The sequence below is a fragment of the Candidatus Pelagibacter sp. PS_41 genome, assembly GCF_059417725.1.
Genome location: NZ_CM182062.1, coordinates 94,643 through 112,984, shown reverse-complemented (window position 1 = coordinate 112,984; position 18,342 = coordinate 94,643). Strand labels below are relative to the sequence as shown.

Sequence of the window (18,342 nt, the reverse complement as noted above, 5' to 3'; positions counted from 1 at the left end):
TTTTATTTGATAAAATACATCTTAATTGTTATGTCCACAAGTTATCTATTATGAATTCAATAAATAAAAAAGAAATAGAAAAATTTTCAAGAATTGCCGAAGAATGGTGGAATCCTGATGGAAAATTTAAACCTTTGCACAATTTTAATCCTATAAGAATTAAATATATAAAAGAAAATATTATTAAAGATTTCAAAATTAAAGACTTAGATAAACCTTTAAAGAATATTAAATTGTTAGACATTGGTTGTGGAGGTGGCTTGTTATCTGAGCCAATGCAAAGATTGGGTGCTGATGTAACTGCGATAGATGCTTCGAAACAAAATATAGAAGTTGCTAAATTTCATGCAAAAAAAAATAAACTTAAAATTGATTATAAAGTTAGCTCACCTGAAAAATTAAAAACTACAAATAAATTTGATGTGATTTTGAATATGGAAATAGTTGAACATGTTAATGATATAGATTTTTTTATTAAAGAGAGTTCTAAATTATTAAAAAAAAACGGTATAATGTTTGTTGCTACATTAAATAAAACATTAAAATCATATATTTTTGCAATTATTGGCGCTGAATATGTTTTAAAATGGCTTCCAATAGGGACACATGATTGGGAAAAATTTGTAAAGCCTAAGGATTTAACAGAGATTTCAAAAAGAAATAAACTATTATTAAAAAAATTAGATGGTATGCAATTTAATATATTAAATAATAGCTGGAAGGTCAGTGATGATACTTCAGTAAATTATATTACGAAATTTATTAAAACTTAATTAGTATTTTCTTTTATCCAGGGAATTACCTCGGCCTCTATTCCCTCTTCTCTCAATTCATTTATATCTTCCTTGGTAGCAGTGCCATAAATTCCTTTAGAAAATTTTTTATCTTTATAGTGGATAGATCTAGCCTCATAAGCAAAATTTTCACCAACATATTGAAAATTTTTTTTTATAAATTCTTGATATTTATTTATTGTTTTTTTGATATCTTTATATTTTTGGCTTGATGTATCAATACCAATATCTTTTTTAGACATTAGTACATTCGGTGACATCAAAGTCTTTTCAACATTTGGTGAGTTGCAAATATGACAATTGAGAAATTTTTTCTTTTTAAGTTTTTCATACTCTTTAGAAGTTGAAAACCAACTATCAAAAGTTATTTCACAATCTTTACATGCAAGCTTATATTTGATCATACTTTATAGATAATAACATAACTATTTAATTCAATATTAAATTAACTTCTATAATCTGCATTAATTTCTATATATTTTTTTGTTAAATCCATAGTGTAAGCTGTGAAATATTTTGATCCTGAATTCAGGCTAATCGAGATATCTATTGTTGAGCTCTTCATGTATGTTGCAACTTGACTTTCATTATAATTACTAAAAATTTTTCCATTTTCTACAACTTTTATATCGCCAAAATTAATTGATAATTTATTTGTATCAAAATTTATTCCTGATTTGCCAATTGCCATTATTATTCTTCCCCAGTTTGGGTCTTCTCCAGCAATGGCTGTTTTGACTAAATTAGAATTTGCAATGGAAAAAGCTACAGATTTTGCATCACTCTGAGTTTTTGATTTTAAAACACTTATTGATATAAATTTAGTAGCACCCTCTCCATCTGCAACTATTCTTTTGGATAAATTTAATAATACTGAGTGTAAAGCTTTATCAAAATTATAAAGATTTTTATCTGTAATATTCTTAATTATTGGATTTTTTACTTTACCAGTTGAAAATATTGAAACCATATCATTTGTGCTGGTATCACCATCACATGTAATTGCATTAAATGTTGTATCAATATTTTTTTTTAACAATTTGCTTAAGACATCATTTGAAAGATCTGCATCTGTAAAAATATAGCCTAGTGTTGTAGCCATATTTGGAAAAATCATTCCTGAACCTTTTGCAATTCCATATATCTTTATTTTTTTATCACCAATTTTACACTCTTCCATTGCAAGCTTTGGTTTTAAATCTGTTGTCATTATTCCTAAAGCTGCTTTTATCCAAATTGATTTATTCTGAGTGTATCTAATTTTTTTTATTAATTCTGAAATATTGCTTTTTATTTTTTTTGTAGGATATTTTTCACCTATTGTACCAGTACAACTAAAAAGTATCTCATTTGCCAATACTTTTTTGGGGAAATCTTCGTCTTCATTTTGTTTTTTTGAGAGCTGTATTGAAAGTTCTTCTGCTATTTCTTTTAGAGCCTTATAGCCTTCAGATCCTGTGAATGCATTGGCATTTCTAGTGTTTACCAAAAGTGACTTTATTTTTTTACATTTTATATTTAAGTTCCATTTTATGTTTTCTGATATTATTTTAGATTGTGTGAAAACAGATGCATAATTTGCTCCATCTCTAAAATAAAACATAACCAGATCATCTCTTGGTTTGTTGTATAAATTTGCAGAAATTGTTGAAATTGAAACTCCATCTATATGGTCTAAATCTTGAAAGTCTTGCATTTTTGACCTTGAAGCTAATGAGTTTACAAAGTTTTTTAAATTCATTGGCATATATTTAAAATATTTATTTAATACTTATATTAAAAGCTGTAATTAATTATATATCATAAAATAAGATGCTTAATCCTTTAAATTTTATCTCAAAATTCATTAAATCAAGCAATCAAAAAGAGCTTGATAGAGTTGCAAAGATTGTTGAAAAAGTTAATTCTTTTGAAGACAATATTAAAGATATTCCTGATGAAGACTTTCCTAAAAAAACAATAGAACTTAAAAAACGATTAAGTAATGGAGAAGATATAAATAGTCTTTTACCTGAAGCTTTTGCACTTGTACGTGAGGCATCTAAAAGGACGAGAAATGAAAGACATTATGATGTTCAAATAATAGGGGGTATTATTCTTCATGAAGGCAAGATAGCTGAGATGAGAACTGGAGAGGGAAAAACATTAACTATCAGTTTGGCCGCTTATCTAAATGCTCTAAACGGCAAAGGTGTGCACATTGTTACTGTAAATGATTATCTAGCAAAAAGAGATTCGCAAGAAATGGGGGAAATCTATCATTTTCTTGGGCTAACATCTGGATACATCAATAATGACCAAGATGAATATGAAAGAAAAAAGAATTATAATTTTGACGTAACCTATGCAACTAATAGTGAGCTTGGCTTTGATTACTTGAGAGATAATATGAAATTATCCAAGGACCAAATGGTTCAAAGAGGCCATGTATATACAATTGTTGATGAAATTGACTCTTGTTTAATTGATGAAGCTAGAACACCACTTGTAATTTCTGGTGCTGCAGAAGATAAAACTGAACAATATCTTGCTATTGATAAATTAGTTAAAAAACTTACTCCTAAAAATTATGAGATAGATGAAAAAGATAAAAATATACTATTAACAAATGAAGGAATTAATAATATTGAAAAAATACTTTTAAATGCTGGAATATTAAAAAATAATAATTTCTATGATCCTGAAAACTTAAGTCTCGTACATCATGTGAATCAATCTTTGAGGGCTAATCATTTATTTGAAAAAGGAAGAGATTATATTGTAAGAGATGGCTCTTTAAAAATCATTGATGAGTTGACAGGCAGAATATTAGAAGGCAGAAGATATGGTGATGGACTTCATCAAGCACTTGAAGCAAAAGAAAGAATAGATGTTCAGGCTGAAAATCAAACCCTTGCATCAATAACTTATCAAAACTATTTTAAGCTTTATGAGAAAATTTCTGGATGTACAGGAACAGCTGTGACAGAATCTCAAGAATTTTTTGAAATATATAATTTAATAGTAGTTGTTATCCCTACTAATAAAGAAATGATCAGAAAAGATTGGAATGATCAAATTTTTCGAACTGAATTAGAAAAAAATAAAGCAATTATAAATAAAGTTTTAGAATGTCATGAAAAAGGTCAGCCAATTTTAGTTTTCACTTCAAGCATCAACAAGTCTGAAATCTACTCTAAACTATTAGATGAAAAAAAAATTAAACATGTAGTATTAAATGCAAAAAATCATGAAAATGAAGCTGAAATCATCGCAAATGCTGGAAAAATGAACTCAGTTATAATTACAACAAGTATTTCAGGAAGAGGTGTTGATATTCAGTTGGGTGGTAAGAAAGGTGGTCAGCCTGATGAGGAATTACTGCAAAATAAAAATAAAATTAAATCACTTGGTGGACTATTTGTAATTGGTACTGAAAGAATGGAATCAAGAAGAGTCGATAACCAAGCAAGAGGAAGAGCTGGGAGACAAGGTGATGAAGGTAGCTCAATATTTTATGTTAGTTTAGAAGATGATCTGATGCGAATTTTTGGTTCTGAGTCTATGAATAATATTCTTCAAAAACTGGGGCTAAAAGATGGTGAAAGTATCGATCATCCCTGGATAAATAAAGCCCTTGAGCGTGCACAACAAAAAGTTGAAGCAAGAAACTTTGATATAAGAAAAAACTTATTAAAATTTGATGATGTTTTGAATGATCAAAGACACGTTATTTTTTCTCAAAGAAACAATGTGATGAATAATGAAAAAGTTTTTGATTATTCTGATGAATTTTTATTAGAGATTATAAATCATCTTATTTCTTTAAAATCTCAAAAAATATCAAAAACTAAAAATAATGAATTCAACAATCAACTAAAAACTCTAGTTGGAAAAAGCGTAAATGATGATGAATTTGAAAATCTTGTAAATTTAAATGATAAAGAATTTAAGGAAAAGATAGACTCTAAATTTATCGAAGCCAGAAATGAGAGAATTAATATGCTTAATGAAGAAAAGGCTAAAGAAATTGAAAAAAGAATTTTACTTCAGTGCATTGATTTAAATTGGAAATCTCATATCCAATATCTTGAACAATTAAGACAAGTTATTGGCCTAAGGTCTTATGGTCAAAAAGATCCCCTGGTTGAATATAAAAAAGAGGCTTTTTATCTTTTTGAAAATTTACTGAATAAATTAAAAATTGATTTTGTTACAATTTTAATGAATCTAAAAATAGTTCAAGAGCCAAGTGAAAATACAATTAAACCTATTAAGAAGCAAATTTCGAATAACCCCAAATGTTTATTGATACAAAAAAAAGATCAAAAACTATCAAGAAACGAAAAGTGTGAAGCCACTGGTAAAAAATTTAAAAATTGCTGTGGCGCTTTATAGAAAAAAAACCAGATAAGAAAACAAAACAATTGCTGCAACAAATATTGATAAAAAAATCTTAAAGTTAAAAAATTTTTCAATAAAGCTATTAAGCTTATTTTTTTTCATATTTAGTGCACTTAGATTATCTGGTTGACTTACAAAGCCCTTTGTTCTTCCAATGCTTAAAAATTTATTTTTTCTATGGCTAAAAATTTCTTCTCCACTCATATTCTCAAATTCATTCAAATTATTTGTGATTGATCTTCTAACGTTATCCAAAATTAAATCTCTATCTCGGTGTGCACCACCAATTGGTTCTGCAACGATCTCATCAATTACCTTTAGTTCAAGGAGATCTTTTGATGATAATTTCATTGCTTTTGCAGCCTCTAAGGTTCTCTTTGGATCTCTCCATAAAATGGTTGCACATCCTTCTGGAGATATAACTGAATAGATTGCATTTTCTAACATAATAACTTTATTAGATGAGGCTAGTGCTATTGCTCCTCCTGAACCACCTTCACCAATTACAACAGCTAAAGTTGGAACATTTAATGACATGCAACATTCAATTGATTTTGCGATTGCCTCTGCCTGCCCTCTTTCCTCGGCTCCAACACCAGGATATGCTCCGGGGGTATCAACAAATGAAATTATTGGGATATTAAATTTATTTGCCAGATTCATTAATCTAATTGTTTTTCTATAACCCTCAGGTCTCATCATTCCAAAGTTTCTTTCCATCCTAGTTTCAAGAGTGTCACCTTTCTCTTGTCCAATAACCAAAACTGATTTTTCATTAAACTTTGCAAACCCAGCTATTACTGATTTATCTTCTCCATAAAACCTGTCTCCAGACAATGAAATAAAATCTTCAAATAAATTATCTATAAAAAATTTTGCTTTAGGTCTATCTTCATGTCTTGCAACTAAAGTTGTTTGCCAAGGATCTAGATTTGAATAAATCTCTTGTAACTTTTCATCTATTTCTTTTTGTGATTGTAAGATTTTTTTTGTGTCTACTTCTGATAGCCCATCTTGATTATATGGATCCTTTAGTTTTTCTAATTCATTTTCAAGATTTTTTATATCTGTTTCAAAGTTTAAATAATTTTTCATAAACAACTTTATTAATATTTAATTAACAAAAAAGGCAATAAAATGTTTTAAATAATTTATATTTGACATAATCTTGTTTAAAGGTACTCTTAAATAAATCGGGAGAGACTAATAAAAATAGCGCCGAAGGAGCAACCACCCCGGAAACTCTCAGGCAAAAGGACCGATAAAAACATAACACTCTGGAAAGAGATTAAATCTCGCCGATGGAGCAAAACTCTCAGGCAAAAATACAGATGGGGTAATTATCAAGGGTGCTATGAAAGAACAATATACAAAAATACACAATCTATCAGTTTCTAATCAATTACTTAACTTCATTAATGAAGAATTGCTTAAAGATACAAATATTTCTTCTGAAAAATTCTGGGAAGGCTTCGACAAAGCAGTTCATGAGCTAGCCCCAAAAAATAAAGAACTATTAAAAATAAGAGAGGATTTACAAAAAAAAATAGACAATTGGCATATTGCTAATAAAGGCAATGAAATAAATTTAGGAGAATATAAAAAATTTTTAAAGGAAATTGATTATCTAAAAGAAATAGGTCCAGATTTTAAAATTCAAACAAATAACGTTGATGAAGAAATAACTAGTATTGCTGGACCGCAATTAGTAGTTCCAATCATGAATGAAAGATATGCACTGAACGCTGCAAATGCTAGATGGATGAGTTTATATGATAGTTTGTATGGCACAGACATAATTGAACAATCTGAAGATAGTGCCCATCAAAGATATGATCCTTTAAGAGGGGAAATGGTTATAAGATATGGAAGAGACTTTTTAAAAAAATATTTTCCTCTAGAAGATTTTGAATGGCATAATATTACAGGGTTTAAAATTGATAATGGTTCTTTAACAATATTAAAAGATAATGCTGAAACATCTTTAAAAAATAAAGATAAATTTATTGGTCATAGAGGAGAGGCCAATGACCCTTCAGCAATAATTTTAAAAAATAATAATCTTCATATAGAAATAATTATAGATCCAAATGCTTTTAGTTCTAAACAAGATCCTGCTAAAATTAGCGATATTATTGTTGAAGCTGCAGTTTCAACTATTTGTGATAATGAAGATAGTGTTGCTGCGGTTGATGCTGATGACAAAGTTATTTGTTATCGTAATTGGCTTGGACTTATGAAGGGTGATTTAAAATCAACTTTCGAAAAAAATGGAAAGACATATGAACGTAAATTAAATCCTGACAGAAGTTATATTTCTAAAGATGGAAAAAGATTAAAACTACATGGAAGGAGTTTGTTATTGATAAGAAATGTTGGACACCTTATGACTAACTCAGCAATCACTTTAAAAGATGGTTCTGAAATACCAGAAGGTATTATGGATGCCTTTATAACTTCAGCAGCTTGCCTTCACGATATTAAAAAAAAAAGTAATTCTAGAAAAGGTTCCATTTATATTGTTAAACCAAAAATGCATGGTCCTGATGAAACTGCATTTACAGATTTAATCTTTACTAAAGTTGAAGAAGTTTTAGGATTGGAAAAATACACATGTAAAATTGGAATAATGGATGAGGAAAGAAGAACATCGTCCAATCTTAAAGAGTGCATCAGAACTCTGAAAAATAGAGTATTTTTTATCAATACAGGTTTTTTAGATAGAACTGGTGATGAAATGCATACATCAATGGAAGCAGGTCCAATGATAAAAAAAGGAGATATGAAGTCTTCGAAATGGATTAATGCATATGAAAATAACAATGTGGATGTAGGACTTGCGTGTGGTTTTTCGGGTGTAGCACAAATTGGTAAAGGTATGTGGGCCATGCCAGACAAGATGAAAGATATGATGGAGCAAAAAACTGGCCATCTTAAAGCCGGAGCTAATTGTGCCTGGGTACCTTCTCCTACAGCAGCAGCTCTTCATGCTCTTCATTATCACGAAATAAATATTTTTGATCAACAAAAAGAATTGCAGAAAAGACAGGCTGCAAAGTTAGATGATCTTTTAACGATTCCAGTAGCTGATAGACCAAACTGGTCTGTTGATGAAATAAATTCTGAAATTGCAAACTCTGCACAAACTCTATTGGGATATGTTGTGAGATGGATTGATCATGGCGTTGGTTGTTCAAAGGTACCTGATATTAATAATGTTGGATTAATGGAAGATCGAGCTACTTTAAGAATTTCATCTCAACACATTGCTAATTGGGTTCATCATGGTGTTTGTTCTAAGGAACAAGTAATAGAAATTATGAAAAACATGGCAAAGATTGTAGATGATCAAAATAAGAATGATGGCGCTTATACTCGTTCTGGAAAAGGTAGCTATGAAATGATGTCTGATAATTTTGATCAATCGGTTGCGTTTAAAACAGCTTGTGATTTAATTTTTAAAGGAAAAGAACAGCCCTCTGGATATACAGAGCCTTTACTACATCTAAACAGATTGTTAAAAAAGTCTAGTCAGAATTAGTTTAAATTCCTGATCTATTTTTAAAGGCAGAATATAAAGTTCCATCATCCAGACTTTCTATCTCACCCCCAACTGGCAGACCTTGTGCTAGTTTTGTTATTTTTGTTTTAGTTTGCTTAAGACTATCTTGGATATAATAAGCTGTTGTTTGACCTTCGACAGTTGCACTTGTGGCTAATATAACTTCCTCTATATTTTCTCTAATAACTCTCTCCACCAATGAATTAATTAAAAGGTCTTCTTTTCTCTGACCAGCAGATGAAATTGTTCCACCAAGAATATGGAAATATCCTTTAAAAATATTTGAATTTTCTATAGACCATTGGTCAGCTATGTCTTCAACAACACATATTTTGTTATATTTCTCTTTTGTATTTTCACAATTATTACAACCGTCAGAGTTTGATTTTAAAGTTCCACAAGATTGACATCTAATTACATTTTTATAAACCTGAGCTAATGTATTGGCCATTGGTTTAACCAACTCATCTCTATTGTTTATAAGTTTTAGTACAATTCTTTTTGCAGATTTAGGACCTAAACCTGGAAGCTTAGCAATTAATTTAATTAATTCATCTATTTCACTAATATTTTGCATTGAATTAAAGTGGCCATTTAAAACCAGGAATGTCAAATCCACTTGTGGATTTTGAAAGTTCCTCAGATGTTTTAGACTTTAGTTCTGATTTTGCATTATTGTGAGCCGCTACGATTAGGTCTTCTATTATAACTTTATCCTCTTTCATAACTTCATCAGATAAATTTATTTTAATCATTTCGTTTTCACCATTTAGTATAACTTTTACTGAGTTGGAACCTGAAGTTCCCTCAGCCTGAATATTTTTAATTTTTTCCTGGCTCTCTTTCATTTTGGCTTCTAATTCCTTAGCTTTATTTAAAATTTTTGTAAAATCAGTCATTTTTTTTGTTATCTCTTTGCTTAATATCAATTAGCTCAGCATCAGGAAATTTTTGTAAAATATCCCTATAAATTGAAGATTTTTTTACAGAGTCAATTAACTCTTTTTTTAAATTTACTTCCTCTTCTTTTTTAGATGGCTGACCCTTTGTTTTACTTAATGTTATTATCCACCTTTCGTTTGTCCATTCATAAAGTTTTAAAGACAAGTCTTTGATAAAATCTTTATCAAGATCTTCATTAAAAGAAATTTCTATTCTTTTGTTTTCAAAACTTACAAGGTTAACATTCTTTTCTAATTCATATTTTAATTTAATTTCTTTTTTAGATGAACATAATTCCAATAGATCATCAAATGAATTTAAAAGTTTTGTCTGTAGTTTAATTTCTTTCCCCTCATCTTTTATTTTTATATCTTTTTCTTGAACAATATTTTTCATTTGACCTATTGTTTCTGCTTTGTCTTTTATCCCAAACAAATCATCATCATCTTTTGTTTGTAAAGAAGAGGCATAATTAACTTTTTCAGTTTTTTGAGATGCTTCTTCGTCATCAATATCTAATACTTGCTTATTCATTTCTTTTAAATGTGTCAGTCTAATTAAAAACATTTCCATAGATAAATGTTGATTAGAAACAATATCTAGCTCTTCCAAAGTCTTAATTGTAAATTGCCAAAATAATATTAAAGTTTCATTATTAACTTTTCCTGAGATTTCTTGAATCTTTTTAAATTCTTCATCATTTAAAGAAAAATTTGTTCCATCAATATCTAATGAATTAATATTTTTAAAATAATAAAGTAATTCTAGGAAATCATTTATAAATATTTTAGGCTCAACTCCCTGATTGTATATTTCCCTGTAAGTGTTTAAAACTTCTTTTTCTTTGCCCTCAAATATAAGTTCAAACAAAGTAATTAGTTGTGATTTATCGAAATAACCAAATATTTTTTGAGCAGCACTTAAATCTAATTCTCTATTTTCATCTAATGTCAGTAATGCTCTATCAAGTAATGATAAGGCATCTCTAACTGACCCTTCAGAAATTTTAACAATCAATTTAAGTGCATCATCTGATGCATTGCCATTTTCTTTATTTTTAATTTCTTTAATAAAATTAAATAATTCAAATGATTTAATTCTAGATAAGTCAAATCTTTGACATCGTGATACTACTGTAATTGGAATTTTTTTTATTTCAGTTGTTGCAAAAATAAATTTTAAATATTCTGGCGGCTCCTCTAATGTTTTTAACAAAGCATTAAATGCTTGTTTGCTGAGCATGTGAACTTCATCTATTATGAATATTTTATATTTAGCTGTAGTTGGACCATACCTTGAGAATTCAATAAGGTCCCTTACATCATCAACTCCTGTCTTACTTGCTGCATCCATTTCTAAAACATCAATATGATTTGAATTTGAAATTGCAGTACAATTTTCGCAAAAATTTTCTTTGCATAGGTTATCAGTGCCATTTGAACAATTTAAAGACTTTGCAACTATTCTTGCTGTGGTAGTTTTTCCAATTCCTCTAATTCCTGTGAAAAGGTAAGCATTTGGAACTTTATTAGCCTTAATTGAATTTGATATAGTTTCTGCCACCACATCTTGACCTATAAGGTCATCAAATGTCTGAGGTCTATATTTTAAAGCTAAAACTTTTGTATTTTTATTCATTTTTTTAAGGAGACTAGAACCTGAAAAACTGTCTCTACGACTGCTTCCGTTAAGATCTGGTCGGGTTCAAGCAGCATTCACCTCTAGCCTCCAAAACTATTATAGCAGTAATGTTTTCTAATCTACAAGAAAAGTTTCTAGGTTATTTTTCTCTAAATTTATCAGCCTCAAAAACACCTAGCACGTGAAAGTCTTGACAATGAAGTCCCAATTCCTCCAAAGATTTTTGAACTTTTGTATCTTCTATGTGGCCATCTAAATCACATAGAAAAAAATAAGATTCGAATGAATTCTGCTCTGGATAACTTTGAAGCTTTGTAAGATTAACACCATTAATAGCAAAACCTCCCAACGACTGATAGAGGGCAGCAGGTTTGCTTTTAAGTTTAAATAAAAAAGAGGTTATGTATTTTTTATTTTCAAAATTAGGCTGTGAAACTTCCTTTCCCATAATTAAGAACCGAGTTGCATTTCCACTTTCATTTTCAATATTGGGAGCAAGTATTTTTAAATTATAAATTTCTGCACTCAATGATGATGCTATTGCTGCTTCGCTTTTAATTTTATTCTTTGAAATATTTTCAGCAGATCCCGCTGTGTCAGCTCGAACATGCTCAACAAAGTTATTCTTTTTTATAAATTTTGAACATTGAGATAACGCCTGAGCATGAGAAAACACATCTTTAATATCACTTAGCTTACTATCAGGCTGTCCTAATAAATTATGTTCAATCTTTTGAAAATATTCGGCGTAAATATTTAGTCTGTATTTAAAAATTAAGTACTCTATTCCAATATTTCCTGTAATACGATTTGACTCTGGTACTACTATTCTAGAATCTGTCTCAGATGAGGCTTTTAAAAAACATTCATCAAATGTTTTACATGGAATAATTTTTGAATTTGGATCTATTTCTAAAGCTGCCAAATGTGAGTAAGCTCCAAAAGTTCCCTGAAAATATATTTTTCTCATTCTATTATGATTTATATTCCATAATTTTTTTTATAGCCAGATAATCCTCTTCTGAATCGACTCCTATAGGAGAATATTTTGCTAAAGCTACATTAATTTTTATATTATTATCGAGCGCTCTTAATTGTTCTAATCTATTTTTTTTTTCATTTATAGTTTGATCTAAATCTATAAATTTTTCTAATATATTTGTCTTGTATGAATATATTCCAATATGATGATAAACATTTAAATTACTTGAAGGCATACTTTTTCTACTAAAGTTTATTGCTAATGGAAAATTATTATTTACTATCTCTTTTTCTGTAAAAACTTTAACAACATTTTCATTTTCGAGCATAGCATCATCTTTTAATTTTGCAGCCAATGTTCCAATCGCTGAATTATTGTTAATCATAAAATTATTTAAATTTATGATATCATTTTTATCAATATCAGGTTCATCCCCCTGAAGATTCAATATGTAATCAATATTTTTTAGATTAAGTTTTTTATAAGCTTCAAAAATTCTATCTGTACCAGTTTTATGATGACTACCAGTTAAAATTGCCTTTCCACCATTCTTAGTTACATCCTTTAATATTTCCTGATCTTCTGTTGCAACTACCACATCACCAATATTGGCCTCCACAGCTCTTTTAAAAACATGAGAAATAATTGATAAATTATTAATTTTTAAAAGAGGCTTTCCAGGTAATCTGGATGCTGACATTCTTGAAGGAATTAAAATTAATGTTTTAACCATTATAAAACCTGTAACTTGTGCGTCTGTTAGACGCAAAATTAAAAATTAAAATTTGAGTTTTTTTTTTATTATCATGTTATATCTGCAAAATTAATTAAATATATATGGATTCGTTTGAGTTAAATAAAATAATTGCTTCAATTCTATTGGTTGCTCTTTTGGTCATTGGCTTAGGTAAACTTGCCGATGGTGTTTTTCATGTAAAACAACCAAAAAATCCAGGGTATCAAGTCGAGATTGAAAACCAGTCTACTTCTTTAGTAACACAAGTTTCTGAAGTGGAAGAAAAGATTGATATAGTTGCTATCATGGCACTAGGAGACGTGGCAGCTGGAGAAAAAATATTCAAAAAATGTGCAGCTTGTCATTCTATTGAAAAAGGTGGAGCTAACAAAATTGGACCTGCACTTTATGGTGTAGTTGGAAGTAAAGTTGGTCATGTATCAGATTATAAATATTCTAAAGCGTTAGCGACGTATGAAAAACAATGGTCATTTGAAGAACTAAATGGTTTTTTAACAAAACCAGCCTCTTACCTTAAGGGAACAAAAATGTCCTATGCTGGTTTAAGAAAAGAAACAGATAGAGCTTCTGTTATCAAATACCTAAATCAAAATAGTGATAACCCAATACCTTTACCTTAATTTTTCAAAACAATACAAAAGAATACTTTTTTGAACATGAACTCTATTGAGTGCTTGTAACCAAACCTCTGAATTTTTCCCTAAAAAAACTTCATCGGTAACTTCTTTACCTCTAGGAAGACAATGTAAAAAAGTTGCATCTTTTTTTGCAAAACTAATTAATTTAGAATTAATCTTAAAATTATTAAAAGCTCTAATCTTATTCATTTTATTTACATTGTCATTTAGTGAGATAACCTTATCTGAAAAAATCACATCTGCATTTTTAACAGCTTTTTTAGCGTCATTAAAAATGAAAATTTTACCTTTGTTGTTTTTTGCCCAATCAATTACAAATTTTTTAGGTTCATAATTTTTCGGACAAGCAATGTTTAGTTTAAATGAAAACTTAGCTGATGCTGCTATTAAACTATTTAAAACATTGTTTGAATCTCCAACCCAACAAATATTTAATTTTGAGATTGATTTTTTCTTTATCTCTTCGACTGTAAAAATGTCTGAAAGAACTTGAGTTGGATGAGATGAAGGACTCAAACCATTAATAACAGGCATTGTTAAATATTTACTAAATTCTTCAATTTTTTTATCACTATCAGTTCTCAACATAAAACCATCTCCATAGGTTGATAAAATTTTTGCAGTATCTGCTAAACTTTCACCACCTTTTCCAAGATGCAACTCATTTGCTCTAAGAGTTATGGTTCCCCCACCTAATTGTTTTATTGCTAGATAAAAACTTAATCTTGTTCTTAAACTTGCTTTTTCAAACATTTGAATGAGTAATTTACCCTTTAGAGGTTGGTCTTTATCCACATCTAAAGTATTAAATTTTTTTCTTTTTAATTTTCTTTTTTTGGCATCAGTAATAATTTTTCTTAGATCTGCTGCTGGAATGTCTTTAAGAGAGATAAAATGTTTCATTATTATTTATAAGTTGAACAAACTTTTTTAATAATATTTATAGCTAAATCTATTTCTTGTTTCTTAACATTGAGTGGTGGTAATATTCTCACTACATTTTCCCCAGCCCGGATTGTTAAAAGCTTATTATCCATTAACTTTTGAATAAATTTTGTCTGATCCCCATACAATTGTAATCCAATAAGTAAACCAACTCCTCTTACCTCTTTAATGATATTAGGGAACTTTTTTTTAATTTCATTTAACTCTTTATTAAAATATTTTGATAATTTTTTAACATTATTAAGGAATCCTTTTTTAAATATTTGATCTAATACCGCATTCCCAACAGACATTGCCAGTGGATTTCCTCCAAAAGTAGATCCATGAGTGCCCGCTGTCATACCTGATGCAACTTTTTTATTCATCAAAAGTGCACCGAGAGGGAATCCCCCTCCTATGCCTTTGGCTATTGGTACTATATCTGGTTTAATTTTTGAGTCTTCAAAAGCAAAAAAATTTCCAGATCTTCCTATGCCACACTGAACCTCGTCTAAAATTAATAAAATTTTTTTCTTATTACAAATTTTTCTCAACTCTTTTAGGCACCAATCTGGTATTGCTTTGATACCTCCTTCGCCCATAACAGTTTCAACCATTATAGCTGCTGTTTTTTTTGTAATAGAGTTCATTAAATTTTTGTGATTTCCAAATTCAAAATGATCAAATCCTTCAACTTTAGGTCCAAACCCTTCAGTCATTTTTTTTGATCCACTAGCATAGATTGCTGCTAATGTTCTGCCATGAAATGAATTTTTAATACAAAGAATTCTGTTTTTTGAAGGTTGCCCTATTGAGTAAAAATACCTTCTGGCAGCCTTGATTGCTGCTTCTGTTGCTTCAGCTCCACTGTTTTGAAAAATAACAAAATCAGCAAAAGTTTTTTTTGTTAATCTTTCAGCTAATCTTTCTCCCTCAGGAATTATGAATGCATTTGATATATGCCATAATTTTTTTGATTGTTTATTTATTGCCTTTATTAAATATGGATTAGCATGTCCTAAAGAATTAACTGCAATGCCCTGAACAAAATCTAAGTATTTTTTTCCATTAGTTGAATATAAAAAACTACCTTTTCCATATTTAAATGAAATAGGTCTTCTGTTATAGTTTTTTGCTAAAGCGCTCATTTATTAAGATTTAATTTTATAACCCTTTTTGTAAAGAAAAAAAGCTACATACCACATTAAAATACTTAGTATTAATAAATATATTAAACCTATGCTTATTGATCCATCAGACCTTCCTAAAAAACCATACCTAAAACCATCAATCATATAAAAAAAAGGATTAAGATGACTTATGGTTTGAAAAAATTGTGGAAGCTTATCAATTGAATAAAAAACTCCTGATAAAAAACTTAAAGGGGTAATAACAAAGTTGGTTACTGTAGCTGTATGATCAAACTTTTCAGCCCATAGTCCTGTTATAAAGCCCAAGCTTCCTAAAATAAATGCACTTAAAAAACCAAATATAAAAATATATAAAAAATTATTAATAGGTATTTCAACTATCAGAGAAAAAACTCCGATTGAAATGATTACAATCAAGAAACTTCTTGTGAGAGCTGCAAGTATTATTGCCATTGTGACCTCAAATGCAGACAAGGGTGCGTAAAGCATATCTACGATATTTCCTTGAATTTTTCCTATCATTAATGATGAAACTGAATGACTAAATGATTGAGTTAAAATGCTCATAGCAATTAATCCCGGGGCTAGAAAACTAATGAATGAGTAACCAAGAACATCTCCCCTATTATTTCCTAGTGCCAAAGATAATACTGATAAAAATAAAAGACTGGATACAAGTGGAGATAGTAATGTTTGTTGCCAAACTGCCATGAACCTATTGCATTCTTTAAGCCACAAACTTCTAAAACCAATCCAATTAACAAGACCAAATTTCTTTACACCAATTTGATATTTTTTATTCAATTCAACCATAAGTAATCATTTATAGGTTTTAAAAAAAACTTGTGTACAAAACAAAAATATTTATTGTTTTTTTTTAATTCTCGTGAGATCTGTATATAGTTATTAGAATTAATTAACATACTAAATATAGATTATGAGTTGGACAGAAGAAAAAGTCGATAAATTAAAAGAGCTTTGGGGCAAAGGAAGTACAGCAAGTCAAATTGCTGAAATAATTGGTGGTATCAGCAGAAATGCGGTTATTGGTAAAGCACACAGACTTAACCTATCGTCGAAAATCAAAACTCGTAATGCTTCTTCAGTTCAAAATTATGATAATAACTCAGAAGAAAATAACTCAAAGCAAAAAAGAGGAAGAAAAAGTAAATTTAAATCATTAATAATTGAAAAAGACTTTGAGCCTGAAAATCCAAAAAAACTAGAAGAACTAGACGAAAGTTCATGTAAGTGGCCTATTGGGCACCCAGAAGAAGAGAGTTTTTATTTCTGTGGCAGATCTTCTTTAAAAGATTTTTCATATTGTAAACTTCACTTACTTTATGCCTATCAACCAAAAGGAAAAAAAGAAGAGCCTGTGAGTGACAAAGATGAGGAGGCTCCTCAATATGTTGATAAGAAAATAAATACAGCTTAGCGTATTTTAAAATTTTTTTTTTATTTTTTTTTTACCCTCTAAACCTCTAATAAGAGATTTAACAATTAAATAGATTAAGAATGAAAAAATTAAAAATATTAATAAATAAATTATTTTGATCACGATCAATAAATTATAATGTTTTAGTGCTTTAATTTCTATTAAGAATTACTGGGTCTATATTTTTTTGTAGAAAATTGACCACCTTCCCTCCACATATAACAATACTTTTCAACTTCTTGGTCAAATATTTTTGAACTTGGTACTCCTAAATCAAAATTAGTTTGATATTTGCTTGAAGGAATATTGTCATATTTTAAAAGAGTCAATTGATCTATTGTCAATAATGGTTTTGGGAATAATTGAAAAAATTTTGCTGATATTTTAGCTGCAAATAAAGGCATGGATATTAAGAGCCTTTTTTTATTAATTAATACTAATAGTTTATTGAGAATTTCTTTTAAAGTAAAAGTTTCAGGCCCAACACATTCCACTATCTTTGAATGAATATTTTTTGAAATAATATAATAAATTATATCAGTTAAGTCAGAACAATGTATTGGAGTAAATTTAGTGTCACCATTGTAATAAAGTGGGAAAAATGGAAGTCTGCTTAATAAGGTCATAAAACTTGTTGTAAAGTTATCGTCAACTGAATAAACAACTGAAGGTCTTAATATTGTAGCCAAAGGAAAATTTTTTTGAATATTGAACTCACCCTCTAATTTACTTTTTGCATATTCTGAGTCTGTCGCTTTATTAATGCCCAATGCTGATAAATGAATAAATTGATTAACTTTATATTCCTTACAAAGCTTAGCTAAAATAGATGGAAAAATAGAATGAATATTTTTAAATGAATTGCCTTTTCCACTTTCATATAAAATGCCTATTAAATTTATACAAATGTCAGCTTTAGAAAATAATTTTCTTATTTTGTTTTCATCAAAAATATTAGCTTCAACAATGTCAATGTATCCAGCATTGGCTTGGGTTTTAATTATGTAGCCTTTTTGATGAAGGTTTCTAGTAACAATAGTTACTTTATAATTATTTTTAGTTAGCTTTCTGATTAAATGTCTACCTATTTGACCGCTGCCGCCAAAGATTAGACAATTTTTTGCTTTCAT

The 18,342-nt window shown here is 29.0% G+C and carries 17 protein-coding genes and 1 riboswitch; of the genes, 5 read left to right on the top strand and 12 right to left on the bottom strand.

The features are described from left to right. The first annotated feature begins 50 nt into the window (after positions 1-50). Positions 51-773 (top strand): bifunctional 2-polyprenyl-6-hydroxyphenol methylase/3-demethylubiquinol 3-O-methyltransferase UbiG, encoded by a 723-nt coding sequence (ubiG, locus tag AC5SL8_RS00605; protein ID WP_494580067.1) that lies wholly within the window; start codon positions 51-53, stop codon positions 771-773. On the opposite strand, the gene AC5SL8_RS00600 is transcribed toward ubiG, so the two are convergent. Then, positions 770-1,198 (bottom strand): DUF1178 family protein, encoded by a 429-nt coding sequence (locus AC5SL8_RS00600; RefSeq protein ID WP_494580066.1) that lies wholly within the window; start codon positions 1,196-1,198, stop codon positions 770-772. The genes ubiG and AC5SL8_RS00600 overlap by 4 nt on opposite strands. A 41-nt stretch (positions 1,199-1,239) precedes the next feature. Then, a complete protein-coding gene (gene argJ, locus AC5SL8_RS00595; RefSeq protein WP_494580064.1) occupies positions 1,240-2,541 on the bottom strand; it encodes a bifunctional glutamate N-acetyltransferase/amino-acid acetyltransferase ArgJ in 1,302 nt (433 codons plus the stop codon). A 65-nt stretch (positions 2,542-2,606) separates the two neighbouring features. Between argJ and secA the strand changes: the two genes are divergently transcribed. Beyond that, the gene (gene secA / locus AC5SL8_RS00590; RefSeq protein WP_494580063.1) at positions 2,607-5,171 is read left to right on the top strand and encodes a preprotein translocase subunit SecA; all 2,565 of its coding nucleotides are present in this window, start codon (positions 2,607-2,609) and stop codon (positions 5,169-5,171) included. Here the strand turns inward: secA and AC5SL8_RS00585 are convergent. Further along, the gene (locus AC5SL8_RS00585; RefSeq protein ID WP_494580061.1) at positions 5,166-6,272 is read right to left on the bottom strand and encodes an acetyl-CoA carboxylase carboxyltransferase subunit alpha; all 1,107 of its coding nucleotides are present in this window, start codon (positions 6,270-6,272) and stop codon (positions 5,166-5,168) included. The genes secA and AC5SL8_RS00585 overlap by 6 nt on opposite strands. A gap of 89 nt (positions 6,273-6,361) precedes the next feature. Beyond that, positions 6,362-6,448, top strand: a riboswitch (glycine riboswitch). Between the two features lie 83 nt (positions 6,449-6,531). On the opposite strand from AC5SL8_RS00585, the gene AC5SL8_RS00580 reads away from it, so the two are divergent. Then, positions 6,532-8,718, top strand: a complete 2,187-nt coding sequence (locus AC5SL8_RS00580; protein ID WP_494580059.1) for a malate synthase G — start codon at positions 6,532-6,534, stop codon at positions 8,716-8,718. 1 nt (position 8,719) lies between these two features. Here the strand turns inward: AC5SL8_RS00580 and recR are convergent, their stop codons facing one another. The 5 genes from recR to kdsB all read right to left on the bottom strand — a co-directional run bounded on the left by recR (position 8,720) and on the right by kdsB (position 13,037). Beyond that, the gene (recR, locus tag AC5SL8_RS00575; protein WP_494580058.1) at positions 8,720-9,316 is read right to left on the bottom strand and encodes a recombination mediator RecR; all 597 of its coding nucleotides are present in this window, start codon (positions 9,314-9,316) and stop codon (positions 8,720-8,722) included. Positions 9,317-9,320: 4 nt separating this feature from the next. Further along, positions 9,321-9,638, bottom strand: coding sequence for a YbaB/EbfC family nucleoid-associated protein (locus tag AC5SL8_RS00570; RefSeq protein WP_494573275.1), 318 nt, complete (start codon positions 9,636-9,638; stop codon positions 9,321-9,323). Continuing rightward, positions 9,631-11,319 (bottom strand): DNA polymerase III subunit gamma/tau, encoded by a 1,689-nt coding sequence (gene dnaX, locus AC5SL8_RS00565; RefSeq protein ID WP_494580056.1) that lies wholly within the window; start codon positions 11,317-11,319, stop codon positions 9,631-9,633. Before dnaX ends, AC5SL8_RS00570 begins: the two co-directional genes overlap by 8 nt. Before the next feature lie 142 nt (positions 11,320-11,461). Next, positions 11,462-12,292: a prephenate dehydratase domain-containing protein gene (locus AC5SL8_RS00560; RefSeq protein WP_494580054.1), complete on the bottom strand. Its 831-nt coding sequence runs from the start codon at positions 12,290-12,292 to the stop codon at positions 11,462-11,464. A gap of 4 nt (positions 12,293-12,296) precedes the next feature. Then, positions 12,297-13,037 carry a 3-deoxy-manno-octulosonate cytidylyltransferase gene (kdsB, locus tag AC5SL8_RS00555; protein WP_494580053.1) on the bottom strand — a complete coding sequence of 247 codons (741 nt, stop codon included), beginning with the start codon at positions 13,035-13,037 and terminating at the stop codon, positions 12,297-12,299. 104 nt (positions 13,038-13,141) lie between these two features. On the opposite strand from kdsB, the gene AC5SL8_RS00550 reads away from it, so the two are divergent. After that, positions 13,142-13,681 (top strand): c-type cytochrome, encoded by a 540-nt coding sequence (locus AC5SL8_RS00550; RefSeq protein ID WP_494580051.1) that lies wholly within the window; start codon positions 13,142-13,144, stop codon positions 13,679-13,681. On the opposite strand, the gene argF is transcribed toward AC5SL8_RS00550, so the two are convergent. Genes argF through AC5SL8_RS00535 form a run of 3 tightly spaced genes read right to left on the bottom strand, consistent with a single transcriptional unit; the run spans position 13,673 to position 16,587 of the window. Next, positions 13,673-14,602, bottom strand: a complete 930-nt coding sequence (argF, locus tag AC5SL8_RS00545; protein ID WP_494580050.1) for an ornithine carbamoyltransferase — start codon at positions 14,600-14,602, stop codon at positions 13,673-13,675. The genes AC5SL8_RS00550 and argF overlap by 9 nt on opposite strands. Positions 14,603-14,604: 2 nt before the next feature. Then, positions 14,605-15,771 carry an aspartate aminotransferase family protein gene (locus tag AC5SL8_RS00540; RefSeq protein ID WP_494580048.1) on the bottom strand — a complete coding sequence of 389 codons (1,167 nt, stop codon included), beginning with the start codon at positions 15,769-15,771 and terminating at the stop codon, positions 14,605-14,607. A gap of 3 nt (positions 15,772-15,774) precedes the next feature. After that, positions 15,775-16,587, bottom strand: a complete 813-nt coding sequence (locus tag AC5SL8_RS00535; protein ID WP_494580047.1) for an ABC transporter permease — start codon at positions 16,585-16,587, stop codon at positions 15,775-15,777. 124 nt (positions 16,588-16,711) lie between these two features. Between AC5SL8_RS00535 and AC5SL8_RS00530 the strand changes: the two genes are divergently transcribed. Beyond that, positions 16,712-17,212 (top strand): GcrA family cell cycle regulator, encoded by a 501-nt coding sequence (locus tag AC5SL8_RS00530; RefSeq protein WP_494580046.1) that lies wholly within the window; start codon positions 16,712-16,714, stop codon positions 17,210-17,212. Positions 17,213-17,373: 161 nt separating this feature from the next. Here the strand turns inward: AC5SL8_RS00530 and AC5SL8_RS00525 are convergent, their stop codons facing one another. Beyond that, entirely contained in the window at positions 17,374-18,342 is a 969-nt protein-coding gene (locus AC5SL8_RS00525; protein WP_494580044.1) for a complex I NDUFA9 subunit family protein, read from the bottom strand.